The organism is Alloalcanivorax marinus, from assembly GCF_016906305.1.
Taxonomy (GTDB): domain Bacteria; phylum Pseudomonadota; class Gammaproteobacteria; order Pseudomonadales; family Alcanivoracaceae; genus Alloalcanivorax; species Alloalcanivorax marinus.
The window spans coordinates 240,171-259,290 of record NZ_JADDOL010000005.1 but is presented as its reverse complement, the minus strand read 5'-3'; the positions used below and the strand labels follow the sequence as shown (position 1 = coordinate 259,290).

At 67.1% G+C, this 19,120-nt stretch carries 17 protein-coding genes; 13 read left to right on the top strand and 4 right to left on the bottom strand.

Going from position 1 to position 19,120, the window contains the following annotated elements:
- Positions 1 to 253 (top strand): winged helix-turn-helix transcriptional regulator (locus IM760_RS06880; protein ID WP_204427817.1); only part of this gene is annotated, 253 nt, incomplete at its 5' end.
- Positions 254 to 343: 90 nt separating this feature from the next.
- Here the strand turns inward: IM760_RS06880 and IM760_RS06875 are convergent.
- The 4 genes from IM760_RS06875 to IM760_RS06860 form a co-directional block, all read right to left on the bottom strand.
- Entirely contained in the window at positions 344 to 1,060 is a 717-nt protein-coding gene (locus tag IM760_RS06875; protein WP_204427855.1) for a GntR family transcriptional regulator, read from the bottom strand.
- A gap of 16 nt (positions 1,061 to 1,076) precedes the next feature.
- Complete coding sequence (gene uca / locus IM760_RS06870) at positions 1,077 to 4,703, bottom strand: urea carboxylase (RefSeq protein WP_338021374.1); 3,627 nt, start codon at positions 4,701 to 4,703, stop codon at positions 1,077 to 1,079.
- Between the two features lies 1 nt (position 4,704).
- Positions 4,705 to 6,474 (bottom strand): allophanate hydrolase, encoded by a 1,770-nt coding sequence (gene atzF / locus IM760_RS06865; protein ID WP_204427816.1) that lies wholly within the window; start codon positions 6,472 to 6,474, stop codon positions 4,705 to 4,707.
- 173 nt (positions 6,475 to 6,647) lie between these two features.
- Positions 6,648 to 7,550: a LysR family transcriptional regulator gene (locus IM760_RS06860; RefSeq protein ID WP_204427815.1), complete on the bottom strand. Its 903-nt coding sequence runs from the start codon at positions 7,548 to 7,550 to the stop codon at positions 6,648 to 6,650.
- Between the two features lie 151 nt (positions 7,551 to 7,701).
- Here IM760_RS06860 and IM760_RS06855 point away from each other — a divergent pair, with 151 nt between their 5' ends.
- The 12 genes from IM760_RS06855 to hpxZ all read left to right on the top strand — a co-directional run bounded on the left by IM760_RS06855 (position 7,702) and on the right by hpxZ (position 19,107).
- Positions 7,702 to 8,760, top strand: a complete 1,059-nt coding sequence (locus tag IM760_RS06855) for an ABC transporter substrate-binding protein (RefSeq protein WP_204427814.1) — start codon at positions 7,702 to 7,704, stop codon at positions 8,758 to 8,760.
- Positions 8,757 to 9,830, top strand: coding sequence for a cyanuric acid amidohydrolase (atzD, locus tag IM760_RS06850; RefSeq protein WP_204427813.1), 1,074 nt, complete (start codon positions 8,757 to 8,759; stop codon positions 9,828 to 9,830). Before IM760_RS06855 ends, atzD begins: the two co-directional genes overlap by 4 nt.
- Entirely contained in the window at positions 9,827 to 10,636 is an 810-nt protein-coding gene (locus IM760_RS06845; RefSeq protein ID WP_204427811.1) for an ABC transporter ATP-binding protein, read from the top strand. The genes atzD and IM760_RS06845 overlap by 4 nt, the downstream gene beginning before the upstream one ends.
- Entirely contained in the window at positions 10,629 to 11,387 is a 759-nt protein-coding gene (locus IM760_RS06840; protein ID WP_204427810.1) for an ABC transporter permease, read from the top strand. Before IM760_RS06845 ends, IM760_RS06840 begins: the two co-directional genes overlap by 8 nt.
- 231 nt (positions 11,388 to 11,618) lie before the next feature.
- Positions 11,619 to 12,728 (top strand): BMP family ABC transporter substrate-binding protein, encoded by a 1,110-nt coding sequence (locus IM760_RS06835; RefSeq protein WP_204427809.1) that lies wholly within the window; start codon positions 11,619 to 11,621, stop codon positions 12,726 to 12,728.
- A gap of 24 nt (positions 12,729 to 12,752) precedes the next feature.
- A complete protein-coding gene (locus tag IM760_RS06830; RefSeq protein WP_204427808.1) occupies positions 12,753 to 13,874 on the top strand; it encodes an ABC transporter permease in 1,122 nt (373 codons plus the stop codon).
- On the top strand, positions 13,867 to 14,787 hold the full coding sequence (locus IM760_RS06825) for an ABC transporter permease (protein ID WP_204427807.1): 921 nt from the start codon (positions 13,867 to 13,869) through the stop codon (positions 14,785 to 14,787). Before IM760_RS06830 ends, IM760_RS06825 begins: the two co-directional genes overlap by 8 nt.
- A 22-nt stretch (positions 14,788 to 14,809) precedes the next feature.
- Positions 14,810 to 15,814: a formamidase gene (locus IM760_RS06820; RefSeq protein ID WP_204427806.1), complete on the top strand. Its 1,005-nt coding sequence runs from the start codon at positions 14,810 to 14,812 to the stop codon at positions 15,812 to 15,814.
- Between the two features lies 1 nt (position 15,815).
- Complete coding sequence (gene biuH / locus IM760_RS06815) at positions 15,816 to 16,505, top strand: biuret amidohydrolase (RefSeq protein WP_204427805.1); 690 nt, start codon at positions 15,816 to 15,818, stop codon at positions 16,503 to 16,505.
- Between the two features lies 1 nt (position 16,506).
- Positions 16,507 to 18,039: an ABC transporter ATP-binding protein gene (locus tag IM760_RS06810; protein ID WP_204427804.1), complete on the top strand. Its 1,533-nt coding sequence runs from the start codon at positions 16,507 to 16,509 to the stop codon at positions 18,037 to 18,039.
- Positions 18,036 to 18,710 carry a cysteine hydrolase family protein gene (locus IM760_RS06805; RefSeq protein ID WP_204427803.1) on the top strand — a complete coding sequence of 225 codons (675 nt, stop codon included), beginning with the start codon at positions 18,036 to 18,038 and terminating at the stop codon, positions 18,708 to 18,710. The genes IM760_RS06810 and IM760_RS06805 overlap by 4 nt, the downstream gene beginning before the upstream one ends.
- A gap of 1 nt (position 18,711) precedes the next feature.
- Positions 18,712 to 19,107, top strand: a complete 396-nt coding sequence (gene hpxZ, locus IM760_RS06800) for an oxalurate catabolism protein HpxZ (protein WP_204427801.1) — start codon at positions 18,712 to 18,714, stop codon at positions 19,105 to 19,107.
- The last annotated feature ends 13 nt before the right edge of the window (positions 19,108 to 19,120 follow it).

The following is a 19,120-nucleotide window of genomic DNA, read 5'->3' as shown; positions in this document are numbered from 1 at the left end:
AGTTAAGGGTTCGAAGGAGCAAGGGGGCTCCATCTACCACTTAATCCGGATACCCGAAAAAAGTATTCCGGGCATCTCGCCAAAGATGCTTGCTCAGCAGCTGCGCAAGCTGGAAGCGGATGGGCTTGTGGCGCGCAAAGTCTATCCGGAGGTGCCGCCCAAGGTGGAATACCGGCTGACGAAATGGGGTCAGGCGCTTTGCCCGGTTCTCGACCGGCTGCTCACCTGGCACGAGAACAGAGCGTCGGATTAGCCCGTTAGCGCTCGTTTTTGGGGTGAAAAAGGCCCATCTAGCGGCCGTCGGGCGCCGTTTTATGAGGTGAAATCGTTACGAATCAGAGGGTTACCGTGGTCCGACCCCGGAGGTGCCAGAGGCGCGGCCGTGGGCGCGGGCTTCGTGGAGCATGTGGAGGGTGATCTTGCGGACTTCGTTGCGGCTGGCTTCGATGTGGGCGCGCAGCAGCATCTGGGCCTGATCCACCCGGCGGTGGGCGATGGCGTCGAGGATGGCGGCGTGTTCCTGGTAGGTGGCGTCGATGCGCGGGGGTTTGGTGAAGTCCAGGCGGCGGATGATGCGCAGGCGCTCGGTGAGGTCGTGGTGGATGCGCGCCATTTCCTGGTTGCCGGCGGCTTCCACCAGAATTTCATGAAAGCGTTCGTCCAGGGCCGAGACCGGGCCCACTTGTCGCGGGCGGTCTTCCTTGGGCGTGCTCCACAGCGCGGTGAGCGCCTCCAGTTGCGGGGTGGGGCCGTTCTGTTCACAGAGCCGTCGCACGGCGGCGCACTCCAGCACGATGCGGACGTCGTAGAGTTCCTCGAAGTATTTGAAGTCGAAGGGTTTGACCTGCCAGCCGCTGCGCGCCAGCACCTCCACGTAGTCTTCCCGTTCCAGTCGGAACAGGGCCTCGCGCACCGGCGTGCGGGAGGCGCCCATGCGTTCCGCGATCTCGTTCTCGCTGAAGCGATCACCGGGCAGCAGGCGGAAGTCGAAGATGTCCTGCTTGAGTTGTCGGTAGATGCGCTCGGCCAGGTTTTCCCGAGTCTGGTTTTTCAGGACCATCTTCATGGCGGCTCCTTCAGGCCACGTCCGTGTCGATCACCGCCACCGGGTCGCCGGCGTTGATAACGGCCCCGGGCCGGCAGTGCAGGCCGGTGACGGTGCCGGCGGCGCTGGCGGTGATTTCGAATTCCATCTTCATGGCTTCCACGATCACCAGGGTCTGGCCTTCCTCCACGGTGGCGCCTTCCTCCACCAGCAGTTTCCAGACGTTGCCGCTGATCTCGGCGCTCACCAGGTGGCCGTCCACCTCGCCAATGTCGGCGCCGCCACCGCCCAGGATGGCGGACTCGATCTGGGCGTCCTCGTCCCGCCAGCGGGCCACTTCCTTCCGGTAGGCGGCCTGCTGGTTGTCGCGGAAGGCGACCATTTCCGGTTCGATGTCGTCCAGGAAGCGGTGGTACTCCGCCAGGGAAAATTGTTCCTCGGTGATCTCCACTTCCAGGCGGCCTTCGCGGAAGGCATCGCGCAGGCCCGCCAGCTGGTCTTCGCTGACCGGGTAATAGCGCACCTGATCGAAGAAGCGCAGCAGCCAGGGTTCGCCGGCTTTGAACTGACGGTTCTTCAGGTGCTTGTTCCAGATCGGCAGGGTGCGGCCCACCAGCTGGTAGCCGCCGGGGGAGTCCATGCCGTAGATGCACATATAGACGCCGCCGATGCCCACCGTGCCTTCGGCGGTATAGGTGCGCGCCGGGTTGTACTTGGAGGTCATCAGCCGGTGGCGCGGGTCCACCGGCACGGCGCAGGGCGCGCCCAGGTAAACGTCGCCCAGGCCCAGCACCATGTAGCTGGCCTGGTAGACGATCTCCTTGACCCGCTCGATGGAATCCAGGCCATTGATGCGGCGGATGAACTCCACGTTGTTGGGCAGCCAGGGGGCGTCGCCGCGAATGGTTTCCTGGTAGCGCTTCACCGCGTCCAGGGTGGCGCTGTCCTCGAACGCCAGGGGCAGGTGCAGCACCCGGGAGGTGACCGTCATATCGGCCACTGAGCCAAGCGCGGCTTCCCGGGCCAGCAGGGTGTTCACCAGGTCGGTTTGGTGGATCACCCGGGAATCGTAGTGCACCTGCAGGCTGCGCACGCCTGGCGACAGTTCCAGGATGCCTTCTACTTTGTCGCCCTTGAGGTTTTCCATCAGGGCGTGGACGCGGAAGCGCAGGTCCAGATCCAGCACGTTGTCGCCGTACTCGATCAGAATGTATTTGTCGCCGGCCTGCCGGTAGGTGATGCGCGGCGCCTGGTCGGTGGCGTCCAGTTCGGCGAGCATGGTGGGCGAAGTGAAGGCGGTTTCCGGTTTCGGCACGGCGGGCACATCGGGGGTGGCCGGTTGCAGGGTCTCGATGGCGTGATCGCGGGCTTTCTCCAACGCCAGCGCCTCGTCGAACGCCATCGGTACGAAGCGGATGCTGTCGCCGGGCTTCAACTGCCCCACCTTCCACAGCTCCGCCTTGGCGATGGTCACCGGGCACACAAAGCCGCCCAGGCTGGGGCCGTCCTTGGTGAGGATCACCGGGAAATCGCCGGTGAAGTTGACGCTGCCCACGGCGTATTCGCAGTCGTGAATGTTGGACGGGTGCAGGCCGGCCTCGCCGCCGTCGGTGCGGGTCCAGCTTGGTTTCGGACCCACCAGGCGGATGCCCAGGCGGTTGGAGTTGTAGTGCACCTGCCAGTCGGCGCTGAAGAATTCCTCGATGGCTTCCTCGGTGAAAAAGTCCGGCGCGCCGTGGGGGCCGTACAGCACCTTTATTTTCCACTGTTGCGGGTAATCCGGAATCAGCGCGGCGTCCGGCGCCGCCGGTTCATGCTCCGGGGCCGGGGTGGGGCAGCCCGCCAGTCGCGGCTGGCAAATCGACAGCACGTCGCCCTTGCGCAGGGTACGTCCGCCGTGGCCGCCGAACCGGCCGAGCACGAAGGTGGACTTGCTGCCCAGGTAGTCGGGCACATCGATGCCGTTGCGCACGGCGATATAGGTGCGGCAGCCGCTGGTCACCTTGCCGGTAACCAGGGTCTGGCCGGCCTTCACCGCCACCGGTTGCCAGAGCGCCACCGGTTCGCCGTCCAGGGTGGCGTCGCAGCCGGCGCCGGTGATCGCCATCACCGTGTCGCTGTGGAAGCGCAGGGAGGGGCCAACCAGCGTGGCCTCCAGCCCGGCGGCGCTGGCGTGGTTGCCGACGATGCGGTTGCCGATCCGGAACGCGTAGTCGTCCATGGGGCCGGACGGCGGCACGCCGATGTCCCAGTAACCGGCGCGGCCCGGGTAGTCCTGCACCGTGGTGTAGGTGCCCGGGTCGACGATCTCGAAGGCGGTGGGCGTGTACTGGAAGTTCTCCAGGTAGCGGGTGGAGACCTTGCCTTCGGCCACCGCCGGGTCGCGCAGAATCTGGCGCAGGTAGTCCAGGTTGGTGGCGATGCCGGACAGGCGGGTGGCGGCCAGGGCGTCGCGCATGTTGTCGAGGGCGGCGGCGCGGTCGGCGCCGTGTACGATCACCTTGGCCAGCATCGGGTCGTAGTGCGGGCTCACCTCGGTGCCGGTGTCCACCCAGCCGTCCAGGCGGATGTTGTCCGGGAAGAACACTTCGGTCAGTTCGCCGGGGCTGGGCTGGAAATCCTTGAGGGCGTCCTCGGCGTAGATACGCACTTCCATGGCGTGGCCGTCGGGCCGGTAATTCCGGTCCAGGGGCACGCTGTCGCCGCCGGCCAACTGAAGCATCCAGGCCACCAGATCCACGCCGAACACGGATTCGGTGACGCCGTGCTCCACCTGCAGGCGGGTGTTCACCTCCAGGAAATAGAATTCATCGCGCTCGTCGTCGTAGATGTATTCCACCGTGCCGGCGGATTGGTAGTTCACCGATTCGCCCAGGCGCACCGCGCTTTCGTGCAGTTTTTCCCGGGTGGTCTGGGGCAGGTTGGGCGCCGGGGTTTCCTCCACCACTTTCTGATTGCGCCGTTGCAGGGAACATTCCCGTTCGCCCAGGGCCAGCACCTTGCCCTGGCCGTCGCCGAAGATCTGCACTTCGATATGGCGGGCGCGGGCCACGAAGCGTTCGATGAACACGCCGGAGTCCGAGAAGAAACTTTCGCCCAGGCGCTTCACGGATTCGAACGCGGCCACCAGTTCCGCCTCGTCGTTGCAGCGGCTCAGGCCGATGCCGCCGCCGCCGGCGGTGCTCTTCAGCATCACCGGGTAGCCGATATCGCTGGCGGCCTGTTTGGCTTCATCCAGGCTCTTCAAAAGGCCGGTACCAGGGGCCAGGGGCACGCCGGCGGCTTCCGCCAGGGCGCGGGCTTCATGTTTGAGGCCGAAGCGGCGCAGCTGGTCCGGGGTTGGCCCCACGAAGACCACGCCCCGGGCGGCGCAGGCCTCGGCGAAGTCGGCGTTCTCGGAGAGAAAGCCGTAGCCGGGGATTACCGCGTCGGCGCCGGTGTCCTTCACCGCTTGCAGAATCAGGTCGCTGCGCAGGTAGCTCTCCGCCGCGGTCTGGCCGCCCAGCGCCACCGCCTCATCGGCGGCGGCCACGTGCTGGCTGTTGCGGTCGGCGTCGGAGTATACCGCCACCGAGGCGATGCCCATGCTCTTCAGCGTGCGGCAGATGCGCACCGCGATCTCGCCCCGGTTGGCGATCAGGACCTTCTTCAAAGCCACGTCATACCCCCTTTATGTAGTGTCTCCAGCCCCCCAGGGCGGTGATGTCCTTGGCGTCGGCAATTGCCCAGCCTTCGCAGATAAAGCCTTTCACCCGGCGACCGTCCTCGGTTTCCAGGGTGCCCATGCCCAGCGGTCCGGGGATCAGCGCCACGAAGCTGCCGAATTCGGTGACCGGCAGCTTCCACAGCTCGATCTCGATGGCGGCGCCGTCGTCGGCGCGGATCAGGCCGGGCTTGGGCGGCGTGGTGTTGGCCAGGGCGTAGAGGCGATAGCAGGGCGCGGTGCGGGTGGTTTCCAGCAGCACGCCCTGGCGTTCCGTGAGTTGGTAATTCAAAGGCATGCCGGACAGGTGGGCGCCCACCACCGCCACGGTGACGGTGCCGTCGTCCCGGCTCTTGTCGTCTTCCGCTTTCGGCAGCGCCGGCTGCTGGTCGGTGACGCCGGCTTTCCAGGGGCGGTGGCGCTGCCAGCGCCGGCCGAACTCCGCCAGGGCGGCGTCGTACCAGGCCGGGCCGATCAGGGTGATGCCGGTGGGCAGGCCGTCGCCGTCACGGAAGCCGCCGGGCAGGGCCAGGGCGCACATATCGAGCAGGTTGACGAAGTTGGTCCAGGTGCCGAGCTGACTGTTGAGCGTGATCGGGTCGGCGTTCACCGCCGCGCGGGTATAGATGCCCGGCGTGCTGGGCACCACCAGGGCGTCGAAGCCGGCCATCAGCTGGTCCGCTTGCCGGCGCAGGTCCGCCAGTTGGTACTGGGCGCGGAAGCCGTCGGCGGCGCTCATGTCCCGGGCCGGCAGAATCACATCGCGGATCACCGGCAGCAGGGCGTCCGGGTCTTCCAGCAGCGGCTCCGCCACGGTGTAGCGCTCCGCCACCCAGGGGCCCTGGTAGAGCAGGCGGGCGGTTTCATGGAGCACTTCCATGTCCACCGGCACCAGCTCGGCGATGGCATCCAGTTCCTCCAGTTGCCGTTGCCAGGCGGCGGCGGCCTGATCGTCGCCGAACCAGGGTGTGTCCTTGGGCACGCCCAGGCGCGGCTTTTCCGGCAGGGCGGTGGGCACGCCGGCGGGCGCGTGGCGGGCGTAGCCGTCCTGTTCGTCGTAGCCTTTATAGAGATCGAACACGGTTTCGGCGTCGTCCACGCTGAGCGCGAACACGCTGATGCAATCCAGGGTGCGGCAGGCGGGCACCACGCCGCGGGTGCTCATGCTGCCCTTGGTGGGCTTGAGGCCGACGATGTTGGTGAGCGCCGCCGGCACCCGGCCGGAACCGGCGGTGTCGGTGCCCAGCGCGAAGGGCACCAGACCCAGACTGACAACGGCGGCAGAACCGGAGCTGGAACCGCCGGTGACAAAGTCGCCGTTAAACGGATTGGGCACCTCGCCGTAGGGCGAACGCACCCCCACCAGGCCGGTGGCCAGCTGGTCCAGGTTGGTTTTGCCCACCAGAATGGCGCCGGCGTCCAGCAGCGCTTGCACCGCCGGGGCGGTTTCCCGGGCGGTATAGGCATAGGCCGGGCAGGCGGCGGTGGTGGGCAGGCTGCCCACGTCGATGTTGTCCTTCACCGCGAAGGGCACGCCGTAGAGAGGCAGGCTCGGATCGCTGAGCCGCTCCGCCTGGGCCAGCAGACTGGATTCGTCGAGCAGGTGAATCCAGAGAGCCCGTTCGCTGTCCTGCAGCAGAGCGGACAGCGCCTTCATGGCGGAAACCGGCGTCAGCTTTTTGCGCCGGTAGGCGGAGCGCCATTGATCGATGGTCCAGCCAAGCACGTTCGCATACCTCGTTGTATACCAGTAGGTATGCCGATCAGTGCAAGGCCGGTGCCAGCTTCCCGGCGACGCGGCGCGGTGCCAGTGTTTACGGGTGCTGGCGGCGGTTTGGTGTAAAGGTGCGCTGGTGTTCCGGGGTGGCGTTCTGCTTCATCACGGGGCGCGCGGCACTATTACTGTGCGGCGTCGGCCAGCTCGTTCTTGAGGTGCTCCACGAAGCGCGCGGTGGCCACCGGCAGGGCCCGGGAGTGTTCCATGCCCAGCACCAGACGCCCCCGGCTCAGGCCCCGGTCCGCCAGCGGCAGGGCGCGCATGCCGCCGGGCAGGTGCGAGGGCGGCATGCCGATCTGGATCTGGAAGCAGACGCCGCCGCTTTTCACCGCGAAGTTGCGCATCAGTTCGAAGGAATCCGATTCCAGCGCCGGCTCCAGGCGCAGCGAGCGGCGCGCCAGAAACTCGTCCAGCAGGGCCCGCCCGCCCAGGGACCGGTCCGGCAGCGCCAGCGGGTAGGCCACGCAATCGGACAGCCGCACCTTGTCCAGCCGGGTGAGCGGATGGTCCGGCGAGACGAAGGCGCACAACCGTTGTTCCACGTCCATCAGCGTGCGGATCTCCGGGTCCGGCGCCGGGTTGAACACCAGCCCGATGTCGGCGCGGAACTCCTTCAGGTACCGGTACACCTCCTCGCGACCACAAATAAAAGTGGTGAAGCGAATCTTCGGATGGGTTTTCTGAAACGCACACATGGCCCGGGGCAACAGCTCCGCCGCCATGCCCTCGATGGCGGCGATGCGCACCTCGCCGCGCCGCACGCTTTGCAGGTCCTCGATCTCCGATAGGGTGCGTTCCAGCTCCGCCATCTGTTTGCGGGCGTAGGCGACGAACAGTTCGCCGGCGGCGGTCAGGCGCACGCCCCGGGCCCGCCGCTCGAACAGGTCGGTGCCGATTTCCGCCTCGATATCCAGAATGCGGCGGTTCACCGCCGACGACACCACGTTGAGTTGTTCCGCGGCCTTGCGGATCGAGCCGCTGCGGGCCACGGCGTCCACATAACGAAGAAAGCGGATGTTCTGCATCTCGGGCTCCGTCGGATGAGCGATGCCGAAACGGCATCGCCATGACCAGAAAATAGCGCTGGTGGGCTGCGCTCCAAGGATTCTATCTTGCCTCGCATTGAACGCCCAGGCCCGGAGCCGGGCACCCGCAACGCGAGCAGGAGTGATGTGCATGCAATCGAGAACCGCTTTATTACCTGGGGCCGGCCGTGGCCGGCCGCTCCGTTCCCTGTTAGGTCTGCTGGCCGCGCTGACCCTGTGCCTGGCGCCGGCGGCCCAGGCCGAGCGCAAGGTGCGCTTCACCGCCAACTGGGCCTTCGAAGCCTCCAACGCGCCCTTCGTGCTGGCCGCCCAGCGCGGCTACTTCGAGGAAGAAGGGCTGGATGTGACCGTGGACGCCGGTGAAGGCTCCTCGGCGGTGATCACGCGCATCGCCGGGGGCAGCTACGAAGCCGGCTTCGGCGACATCAATACCCTGATCGAATTCAACGCCCGCCATCCGGACAACCGTCAGCGCATGGTCTACATGATCTATAACCGGCCGCCGCTGGCGATCATCACTCTCAAGGAGTCCGGCATCGAGGCGCCGAAGCAACTGGAAGGCAAGGCCATCGGCGCACCGGCCAACGATTCCGCCTACCGCATGTTCCCGCTGTTCGCCGAGGCCGCCGACCTGGACAGCGACAAAATCCGCTTCGAAAACGTGGCGCCCAATCTGCGCGAGGCCCTGCTGGTGCAGGGCAAGGTGGACGCCATCGCCGGCTTCCCGCCCAGCGCGGTGCCCAACCTGCTCAAGCTGGGCATCGACCAGGACGACATCCGCATCTTCTATTACTCCGACTATGGCGTGCCGCTGTACAGCAACGGTCTGATCGTCACCGAGCGCCAGATCGAGCAGGAGCCCGAGGTGGTGCAAGGTCTGGTGCGCGCCACCCACCGCGGCCTCAAGGCCAGCATCGATGATCCGCTGGCCGCCGCCCAGGCACTGCGCAAGAAGGACAGCCTGATCAACGTGGATCTGGAAGAACGCCGCATGCGCTTCCTGATCGACAACCAGTTGATCACCGAAGAGGTGAAGCAGAACGGTCTGGGCGCGGTGGACCCGGAGCGTCTGGCCGCGTCCATCCAGGTGGTGGCCGGTGCGCTGGAATTGGACAACCCGCCGGCGCCGGAACAGGTGTTCGACGGTGAATTCCTGGACGCCCTGGGAGACCGGAGCGTGCTGCAATGAGAACCCGTGTTCTGCGTTTTCCCTGCGCCGGGCCGGATGACCTGACGCCGCTGCGCGACGCCCTGGCCGACGGCCGCCTGCATCCGGAACGGGTGGTGGCGGTGCTCGGCAAGACCGAGGGCAACGGTTGCGTCAACGACTTCACCCGCGCCTTCGCCACCAGTGTGCTCAAGCGCTTCTTCGCCGAGCAGCTGGCCCTGCCCGAGGACACCGTGGCCGAGCGCATCGCCTTCGTGATGTCCGGCGGCACCGAGGGCGGCCTGTCGCCGCACTGGCTGGTGTTCGAGGTGGACGATGCCGTTTCGCCGGCGCCGGAGCAGCCCGGTCTGGCGGCGGGTATCGCCTTCACCGAAACGTTCGCGCCGGAACAGATCGGCCGTCTGGACCAGGTGCGCGCCACCGCCGCGGCGGTGCGCCGGGCCATGGCGGAGGCTGGCATCGAACGGGACGGGGACGTGCATTACGTGCAGATCAAATGCCCGCTGCTCACCGCCGCCCGCTGCGAGCAGGCACGACGCCGTGGCGCCACCGTGGCCACCACCGACACCTACGAATCCATGGGCTATTCCCGGGGCGCCTCGGCCCTGGGCGTGGCCCTGGCCCTGGGCGAGGTGGACGAGCGCGCGCTCAGCGACGCCGCCGTCTGCCATGACTTCACGCTGTGGTCCGGCCGCGCCAGCACCTCCGCCGGCATCGAGCTGATGCGCAACGAAATCCTGGTGCTGGGCAACGCGCCGGGCTGGGACCCGGCCCTGCGCATCGGCCATGACGTGATGGCCGACGCCCTGGACGGCGAGGCCCTGGACCGCGCCCGGGCCACCTTGGGCGACGGCCAACTGGTGGCGCTGCTGGCCAAGGCGGAGCCGTCGCGCAGCGGCGAAATCCGCGGCCGCCGCCACACCATGTGGGACGACAGCGACATCAACGCCACCCGTCATGCCCGCGCCCTGGTGGGCGGGGTGCTGGGCGGGCGCACCGGCGACCTGGCCCTGTTCGTGTCCGGCGGCGCCGAGCACCAGGGCCCGGACGGCGGCGGCCCGCTGGCGGTGATCGTGGAGAATGGATCATGAGCGAGGGCTTTATCGAACTGGACCAGGCCACCCTGCGTTATCCGCGCAGTGAAACGCCGGCGGTGGTGGACATCTCCCTGAGCGTGCCCAGCGGCGGCAGTGTCGCGCTGGTGGGGCCCAGCGGCTGTGGTAAGAGCTCGGTGCTGCGGCTGATCGCCGGCCTGGAAACCGCCACCGGCGGCCGGGTGACCGTGGGCGGCGGCGCCCCCGGTGCCGCCCGGGGCGCGGTGGGCGTGGCCTTTCAGAAAAGCACCATGCTCGACTGGCGCACGGTGCTTGACAATGTGCTGTTGCCGTTGGAAGTGGTGAGCGGACCCACCGGTTTCCGTGCCCGTTGGGCGGAGTATCGCGAGCGGGCGCTGGCTCTGCTGGCGCGGCTGGGCCTGGGCGAGTACGCCCATCGCTACCCCTGGGAAATGTCCGGCGGCATGCAGCAGCGCGCCTCCCTGTGTCGCGCTCTGATCCACGAACCGGACCTGCTGTTGCTGGACGAGCCCTTCGCCGCCCTGGACGCCTTTACCCGCGAGGATCTGTGGGGCCTGGTGCAGTCGATCTGGCGGGAGCGCCGGCCCACCACCGTGCTGGTTACCCATGACCTGCGCGAAGCGGTCTACCTGGCCGACACGGTTTATGTGTTTTCCAAGGGGCCCGGGCGCATCGTCCACCGGGAGACTATCGATCTGCCCCGCCCACGTACCGTGGAGGGTACCTTCGAGCCGGCGTTCGTGGAGTACGTGCAGCGTCTGCGCGGCCACATCGTGGAAGTCCGTGAAACCGACGCCGACAAGGAGCCCGCCCATGGCTGACTGGATACTCAACCGGCGGGTGCTGCCCTGGCTGGTGACTCTGGGGACTTTTCTGTTGTGGGAAGGCGTGGTGCGCGGCTTCGCCATCAAGACCTTTATTCTGCCGCCGCCGTCGCTGATCGCCACCACCCTGGCGGCTCAGTGGGAGCCGATTCTGCAGCACTCCCTGCAGACGCTGATGACCACATTGGTGGGGCTGGCGCTGGCGGTCGGTTTCGGCGTGGTGCTGGGGCTGGCGGTGGGTGCCAGCGAGAAGGTGTACGCAGGGCTCTATCCGCTGATGGTGGCCTTCAACAGCATTCCCAAGGTGGCGCTGGTGCCGATTCTGGTGATCTGGTTCGGCATTGGCACGGTGCCGGCCATCCTTACCGCCTTCCTGATTTCGTTCTTCCCGATCGTGGTCAACATCGCCACCGGCCTGGCCACGGTGGAGCCGGAACTCAACGATCTGATGCGTTCCCTGGGTGCCAACCGCCTCACGGTGCTGCGCAAGGTGGGGCTGCCGCGCACGCTGCCGTATTTCTTCGCCGCCTTGAAGGTGGCGGTGACGCTGGCGTTCGTGGGTTCGGTGATTTCCGAGACGGTGGCCGCCAACGCCGGCGTCGGCTACATGATGATGGTGGCCGGCAGCCGCTTCGAGGTGCCGCTGGTGTTCGCCGGTCTGGTGGTGGTGGGCGCCATGGGCATCGTGCTCTACCAGGCGTTCGAGTGGCTGGAGCGTCGCCTGACCTTCTGGGCGTCCCGCGGCTGAGGCGGTGCGCGCCGCTGGTGCGCGGCGCGTCCTTTTGCACACAAGCAGTGCGAGCGGGCCTTTGAGGAGGACCGGCGATTTGCCGGGAAAGCCTTGTTTTTAAGGGGTTTCCCGCGAATGGCATGAAGGCTGCTTACTTGTATACCAGCATGCATTCCAGGATGCACTCCACCTTCGCGCGCCGCCCGGCGGCGCCTTCCATCCAAGGTCAGTGTTAAAGGACGCCTCACCATGTCGCACATCAATCGCCGAAACTTCATCAAGGCCGCCGGCCTGCTGGGCGCCGCCGCGGCGCTGCCGTTCAACCCGCTGCGCGCGGCGCAGAAAGAGATCACCGTGGGCTTCCTGTACGTGGGCGCCCGCGATGACTTCGGCTACAACCAGTCCCACGCGGAAGCCGCCGCCCTGGTCAAGAAGATGCCCGGGGTCACGGTGGTGGAGCAGGAGAACGTGCCGGAGACGGTGGCGGTGCAGCGCGCCATGGAAGCGATGATTCGCCAGGATGGCGCCAGCCTGATTTTCCCCACCTCGTTCGGCTACTTCGACCCGCACGTATTGAAAGTGGCCCAGCGTTTCTCCGACACCCGCTTCGCCCACTGTGGCGGCCTCTGGGAGAAGGGCAAGCACCCGATGAACGTGGGCAGCTTCTTCGGCTATATCGACGAGGGCCAGTATCTGAACGGCGTGGTGGCCGGCCATATGAGCAAGTCGGCCAAGCTCGGTTTCGTGGCCGCCAAGCCGATTCCCCAGGTGCTGCGCAACATTAACGCCTTCACCCTGGGCGCCCGCTCGGTGAACCCGGACATCACCACCTCGGTGATTTTCACCGGCGACTGGTCGATGCCGGTGAAGGAGGCGGAAGCCACCAACAGCCTGATCGACAGCGGCTGTGACGTGATCACCTGCCACGTGGACGGCCCCAAGGTGCTGGTGGAAACCGCCGAGAAACGCGGCGTCATGACCTGCGGCTACCACGCCAGTCAGGCGGCACTGGCCCCGGAAGGCTACCTCACCGGCGCCGAATGGAACTGGGTGACGCCCTACCAGGAACACGTCAAGGCGGCCATGAACGGCGAGCCGATGATCAATTTCCTGCGCGGTGGCCTCAAGGAAGGCTTCGTCAAAACCTCGCCCTACGGGCCGGCGGTGAGCGCCGAAGCGAAGAAGAACGCGGACGCGGTGAAAGCGAAAATGCTCAGCGGCGACTACGTGATCTTCGGCGGCCCGCTGAAGAACAACCGGGGCGAGGTGGTGATCGCCGACGGCACCGACTACAAACAGACCGCCGTGGAACTGGAGCGCATGGACTACCTGGTGGAGGGCGTGCGTGGCCAGCTCTGATCCTTTCCACGGCGGGAGCCCGTCATGTTGAAGCCCTGGCTCGGTCGGGCGGCGGTGCTGGCGCTGCCGGCGCTGCCCACGCTGCTGGCGATGCTGACCACGGCGGTATTGTTCATCCTGTTTCTTCTGATCCAGGAGCAGCCCGCCTGGCAGGCCGGTCCGCTGGTGTTCGAAGGCGCCTTCGGTTCCATGTTCGCCTGGGAAAACACCCTGATGCGCGCGGCGCCGCTGATGCTTACCGCCCTGTGCGTGGCGCTGCCGGCCCGCGCCGGCCTGATCATCATCGGCGGTGAAGGGGCGCTGGTGCTGGGCGGCCTGGCGGCGGCGGTGACGCCGCTGTGGCTGCCGGCGCTGCCCGCCTGGCCGATGCTGATCGCCATGGGCGTGGCGGCGATGCTGGCCGGCGGCCTGTGGATCGGCCTGAGCGGCTGGCTGCGCCAGAAGCGCGGCGTCAACGAGACCATCGGCAGCTTGCTGCTCTCCTACATCGCGCTGGCCATTTTCCGCCATCTGGTGGAAGGGCCGCTGCGCGATCCCAACAGTTTGAACAAACCGTCCACGCCGCCGCTGGACAGTGGCTATCAGATCGGCGTGATCAGCGACAGCTTCTACGTGCATTGGGGGCTGGTGGCCGGGGTGGTGGCCTGTGTGCTGGCCTGGGTATTTGTGCGCTACAGCGTGGTGGGGTTTTCCCTGCGCATCGTCGGGGGCAATCCCCGTACGCCGCGCATGCTGGGGCTGCCGGTGGACCGCCTGGTGCTGCTCACCTGCGTGCTGGGCGGCGCCGCCGCCGGCCTGGCCGGTATGTACGAAGTCAGCGCCGTGCAGGGCAGCGCCAATACCGCGCTGATCTCCGGCTACGGCACCGCCGGCATTCTGGTGGCCTTCGCCGCCCGCCACCACCCGCTGGGCATTATCGTCTGTGCGATTCTGCTTGGCGGTCTGGAGGCCAGCGGCGGTCTGCTGCAACGGCGCCTGGGGCTGCCCGACGCCACCACCCTGATTCTGCAGGGCATTCTGTTCATCAACCTGCTGGCCTGGGAGGCGCTCAGCCGCCGCACCCTGGACTGGCGCCTGTGGCTGCGCGGCCACTGGATCGCGGCGCCGTCATCCCGCGCGGGCACCACGGAGGTCAGCCATGGCTGAGACGGATCTGTCGATTTTCCTGCTGGCCTTGCTGGCCGGCGCCATCCGGGTGGGCACGCCGTTTCTGTTCGTCAGCCTGGGCGAATGCCTGACCGAGAAGGGCGGGCGCATCAACCTGGGCCTGGAGGGCATTCTGGTTACCGGGGCGATGACGGGCTACGCGGTGTCCTACCTGTCCGGCTCCCCCTGGTTGGGGGTGTTCGCCGCCGGCCTGTCGGGCCTGGCCCTGGGGCTGGTGCACGGAGTGATCTGCTCGTTGCCCCGGGTCAACGACATCGCCTTCGGCATCGCCCTGATCCTGTTCGGCACCGGTCTGGCGTTCTTCCTGGGCAAGGATTTCATTCAACCCAGCGCGCCCATGCTGCCGTCCATTCCCCTGGGGTTCTGGAGTGACGACACCCGGGTGCGCTCGGCCCTCAACGTCAATGTGCTGTTCTTTATCGGCGTGGCGCTGGCCTTCGTGCTGCATTGGGGCCTGCGTGGCACCCGCTGGGGGCTGGTGCTGCGGCTGGTGGGGGACCACGAGGACTCCGCCCAGGCGCTCGGTTACCGGGCCGCCGGGGTGCGCATTCTGGCCACTGGCGTGGGCGGCTTTCTGGCCGGCGTGGGCGGCGCCTATCTGTCGCTCTATTACCCCGGCAGCTGGAACGAGGGCCTGTCCAGCGGCCAGGGCCTGATGGCGGTGGCGCTGGTGATCTTCGCCCGCTGGCAACCGATCAACTGCCTGTGGGCGGCGTTGCTGTTCGGTGCCGCCGGCGCCGTGGGCCCGGCCCTGCAGGCCATCGGCATTGGCTGGGGCTACTACCTGTTCAACGCCATTCCCTATGTGCTGACCCTGGCGGTGATGGTCATCACCTGCCGGCCGGATCGCACCCTCAGCGGCGCGCCCGGCGAACTCAGCCTGAACCGATAACCCGACGAGAGAAGGTATTCCCATGTCCAGCGGACTCTCCGGTTTGAACAAAACCCCCAACGGCGTGGTGATGGGCCTGGCGCAACTGGCGCTGCCCGATCCCCATACCCGCGACGAGCTCTGGCAACAAACGCAACGCGTCATCGAGATGATCGGCAAGGCCCGGCGCAGCATGCCGGAAATGGACCTGATCGTGTTTCCGGAATATTCCCTGCACGGCCTGTCCATGGACACCTCCCCGGGCATCCTGTGCGACCTGGACGGCCCGGAAGTGGCGGCGCTCAAGCAGGCCTGCGTCGATCATAAAATCTGGGGCTGCTTCTCGATCATGGAAGCCAACCCCAACGGCAACCCGTTCAACTCCGGTCTGATTATCGACGACACCGGTGCCCTGAAACTCTACTACCGCAAGATGCATCCCTGGGTGCCGGTGGAACCCTGGGAGCCCGGCGACCAGGGCATCCCGGTGTGCGAAGGGCCCAACGGCTCGACCCTGGCGCTGATCATCTGCCACGACGGCCAGTTCCCGGAGATGGCGCGGGAGTGCGCCTACAAGGGCGCCGAGATCATGATCCGCACCGCCGGCTATACGGCGCCGATCCGCCACTCCTGGAAGATCACCAATCAGGCCAATGCCTTCACCAACCTGATGCAGACCGCCAGCGTCTGCATGTGCGGCTCCGACGGCACCTTCGATTCCATGGGTGAGGCCATGTTCGTCAATTTCGACGGCGTGCCGCTGGTGGAAGGCAGCGGCCGCGCCGACGAAATCGTCTGCTGCGAGCTGCGCCCGGACCTGGTGCGCGAAGCGCGCGAGCACTGGGGCGTGGAGAACAACATCTACCAGTTCGGTCACCGTGGTTATGTGGCGGTGAAGGGCGGCGCCGGCGATTGCCCCTACACCTATATGCGGGACCTGGCGGCGGGCCGCTACCGTCTGCCCTGGGAAGACAAGGTCAAGCACACCGACGGCAGCGCCTTCGGCTTCGCGCCGCCGGAACGCAACTACACGCCAGGAGAACATTGACATGAGCGAGCACTTCATCACCGCCGACCCCTATCCCTGGCCGTACAACGGCGACCTGCGCCCGGACAATACGGCGTTGATCGTCATTGATATGCAGACCGACTTCTGTGGCGAAGGCGGTTACGTGGACAGCATGGGCTACGACCTGTCCCTGACCCGGGCACCCATCGGGCCGATCAAGAAGGTGCTGGCGGCCCTGCGCGAACGGGGTTTCCTGATCATCCATACCCGCGAAGGGCACCGCCCGGACCTGGCCGATCTGCCGGCCAACAAGCGCTGGCGCTCGCAACGGATCGGCGCCGGCATCGGCGATGCCGGCCCCTGCGGTCGCATCCTGGTGCGGGGTGAACCGGGCTGGGACATCATTCCGGAGCTGGCGCCGCTGGACGGCGAAGTGATCATCGACAAGCCCGGCAAGGGCTCGTTCTGCGCCACCGACCTGGAGCTGATCCTCAGTACCCGGGGCATCGACAACATCATCCTCACCGGCATCACCACCGACGTGTGCGTGCACACCACCATGCGCGAAGCCAACGACCGGGGCTTCGAATGCCTGCTGCTGGAGGATTGCTGCGGCGCCACCGACAAAGGCAACCACGATGCCGCCATCAAGATGGTGAAAATGCAGGGCGGGGTGTTCGGCAGCGTGTCCGATTCCGGCGCGCTGCTGGACGGTCTGGGAGCGCTTTGAGATGCGCGCCCTGAAACTGGAGACCATCGGCGCCAGTAAAACCTTCGGCACCTTCCGTGCCCTGGACAAGGTGTCGCTGACGGTGCGCGCCGGCACCGTGCACGCCCTGCTCGGCGAGAACGGCGCCGGCAAAAGCACCCTGGTGAAGGGGCTGGTGGGCTATGCGCCTCTGGACGACGGCAATATTCTGGTGGACGACCGGGAATACGCGGTGCGCTTGCCCCGGGACGCCCACGGCCTGGGCATCGGTATGGTCTATCAGCATTTCACCGTGGCCCCGGGCCTCACCGTGGCGGAGAACCTGGTGCTGGCGCGGGGCGATCTGCCGGCGCGCATTCACTGGAAAGCGGAGCGCGAGCGGCTGCGCGCCTTTATGGAAAAGATGCCGTTCAAGCTGGACCCGGACCGGCCGGTGGCCGGGCTGGCCGCCGGGGAAAAACAGAAGCTGGAAATTCTCAAGCAACTGTACCTGGACCGGCGCCTGATCATTCTCGACGAGCCCACCTCGGTGCTGACGCCCCAGGAAGCGGACGAGGTGCTGGGCCTGATGCGCGACCTGGCCCACGACGGCCAGGTGTCGGTGCTGATGATCACGCACAAGTTCCGCGAGGTGACGGCCTTCGCCGACGATGTCACCGTGCTGCGCAAGGGCGCCCTGGTGGGCACCTGCAAGGTGGCGGATACCACGCCGGAGGCCCTGGCGGAATGGATGATGGGGCGCAGTGATGACCGCACGGTGGCCGGCGAACGGCCGCCGGTGGACCGCAATCGCGCCCCGGCCCTGGAAGTGGCCGGCCTGGAGGTGAACAACGACAAGGGCGTGCGCGCCGTGCACGGCGCCTCCTTTCAGGTGCGCCCCGGCGAGATCCTGGGCGTGGCCGGCATCTCCGGCAATGGCCAGCGGGAGCTGACCGAAGCGCTGCTTGGGCAGCGCAAGCGCGAAGCCGGCGCGGTGCGCGTGCACGGCGAACCGTATCACGCCACCCGCAAGCAGATGCTGGCGCGGGGCGTGCACAGCCTGCCGGAGGAGCCGCTGCGCAATGCCTGCGTGGCCAATCTTTCGGTGGCCGAGAACCTGGCCCTGCGCACCTTTGACCGGGCCCCCATCCGGCGCCAGGGTTGGCGCGTCAGCCGCGGCGCCATGCGCGACCAGGCGCGGGATCTGATCGAGCGTTTCCAGGTCACGCCGCCGGACCCGGACCGGCCCATCGGCACCCTCTCCGGCGGCAATGTGCAGCGGGCGGTGCTGGCCCGGGAGCTCACCGACGAGGTGCGGGTGCTGATCGTGTCCAACCCGGTGTTCGGTCTGGACTTCAATTCCGTGGCTCTGATTCACCAGCGTCTGATGAACGCCCGCAACCGGGGCGCCGCCGTGCTGTTGCTCAGCGAGGACCTGGACGAACTGCTGGAGCTGGCGGACCGCATCCTGGTGATCCACGACGGCGAGCTGGTGTTCGAAACCGCCGTCGGCGACGCGGACCGCGCCGAACTGGGCGCGCACATGGCCGGCGGCGGTCACCGGGAGGCCTCATGATCCAGGTGGACGCGCGTCCCGGCGCATACCGGTTCGAGCCCGCCACCACCGCCCTGGTGGTGATCGACATGCAGCGGGATTTCCTCGACCCGGGCGGCTTCGGCGCCGCCCTCGGCAACGACGTGACGCCGCTGCGCGCCATCGTACCGGTGGTGGCGGACCTGCTGGCCCTGGCCCGCCACCAGGGCCTCACCGTGATCCACACTCGCGAGTCCCATGCTCCGGATCTGTCCGATTGCCCGCCGGCCAAGCATCAACAGGGAAAGCCCGGACTACGCATCGGCGACCCGGGGCCCATGGGCCGTATTCTGATTCGTGGTGAACCCGGCAATCAGATCGTGCCGGAGCTGGCGCCCCTGGACGGCGAATGGGTGATCGACAAGCCCGGCAAGGGCATGTTTTACGCCACCGGCCTGGACCGGCGGCTGAGCGACGCGGGCATCGAGACCCTGCTGTTCGCCGGCGTCACCACCGAAGTGTGCGTGCAGACCAGCATGCGCGAAGCCTGCGACCGGGGCTTTCGCGGCCTGCTGATCGAGGACGCCACGGAAAGTTATTTCCCCGACTTCAAACGGGCCACTCTGGAGATGGTCGTCGCCCAGGGCGGCATCGTCGGCCAGGTGGCCGGCCTGGCCGCTCTGCGGGCCGCCTTCCGGAACAAGGAATCCTGATGTGAACGCTTCACCGGAGATCAACCGGCCGCGGGTGGTGGCGGAAGTCCGCACCGCGTTCGAGGACTACGAACGCGCCCTGCTGGACAATAACCTGGCGGTGCTGGATGGCTACTTCTGGGACCACGACGCCACGGTGCGCTACGGCGTGGCGGAAAACCTGCACGGCGCCGGGGAGATCGCCCGCTACCGGCGTCAGTGCCAGCCGGTGGGGCCCGGCCGCAAGCTGTTCAACACCGTGATCACCACCTTCGGCGACGACTGCGCCACGGTCAGCACCCAGTTCCGCGACGGCGTCAGCGAGCGGGTGGGGCGGCAGATGCAGACCTGGGTACGGTTCGCCGATGGCTGGAAGGTGGTGGCCGCCCATGTCAGCGTGGACCTGAGCACGCTGTGATCCGGCGGCGGCT

Excerpts from the sequence above, each read along its gene's own strand:
- IM760_RS06845 (WP_204427811.1), top strand. The coding sequence starts at position 9,827 with ATGAGCGAGGGCTTTATCGAACTGGACCAGGCCACCCTGCGTTATCCG.
- IM760_RS06855 (WP_204427814.1), top strand. The coding sequence starts at position 7,702 with ATGCAATCGAGAACCGCTTTATTACCTGGGGCCGGCCGTGGCCGGCCG.
- IM760_RS06875 (WP_204427855.1), bottom strand. The coding sequence starts at position 1,060 with ATGGTCCTGAAAAACCAGACTCGGGAAAACCTGGCCGAGCGCATCTAC.
- IM760_RS06830 (WP_204427808.1), top strand. The coding sequence starts at position 12,753 with ATGTTGAAGCCCTGGCTCGGTCGGGCGGCGGTGCTGGCGCTGCCGGCG.
- IM760_RS06810 (WP_204427804.1), top strand. The coding sequence starts at position 16,507 with ATGCGCGCCCTGAAACTGGAGACCATCGGCGCCAGTAAAACCTTCGGC.
- IM760_RS06805 (WP_204427803.1), top strand. The coding sequence starts at position 18,036 with ATGATCCAGGTGGACGCGCGTCCCGGCGCATACCGGTTCGAGCCCGCC.
- IM760_RS06840 (WP_204427810.1), top strand. The coding sequence starts at position 10,629 with ATGGCTGACTGGATACTCAACCGGCGGGTGCTGCCCTGGCTGGTGACT.
- biuH (WP_204427805.1), top strand. The coding sequence starts at position 15,816 with ATGAGCGAGCACTTCATCACCGCCGACCCCTATCCCTGGCCGTACAAC.
- IM760_RS06835 (WP_204427809.1), top strand. The coding sequence starts at position 11,619 with ATGTCGCACATCAATCGCCGAAACTTCATCAAGGCCGCCGGCCTGCTG.
- IM760_RS06825 (WP_204427807.1), top strand. The coding sequence starts at position 13,867 with ATGGCTGAGACGGATCTGTCGATTTTCCTGCTGGCCTTGCTGGCCGGC.
- atzD (WP_204427813.1), top strand. The coding sequence starts at position 8,757 with ATGAGAACCCGTGTTCTGCGTTTTCCCTGCGCCGGGCCGGATGACCTG.
- IM760_RS06820 (WP_204427806.1), top strand. The coding sequence starts at position 14,810 with ATGTCCAGCGGACTCTCCGGTTTGAACAAAACCCCCAACGGCGTGGTG.
- IM760_RS06860 (WP_204427815.1), bottom strand. The coding sequence starts at position 7,550 with ATGCAGAACATCCGCTTTCTTCGTTATGTGGACGCCGTGGCCCGCAGC.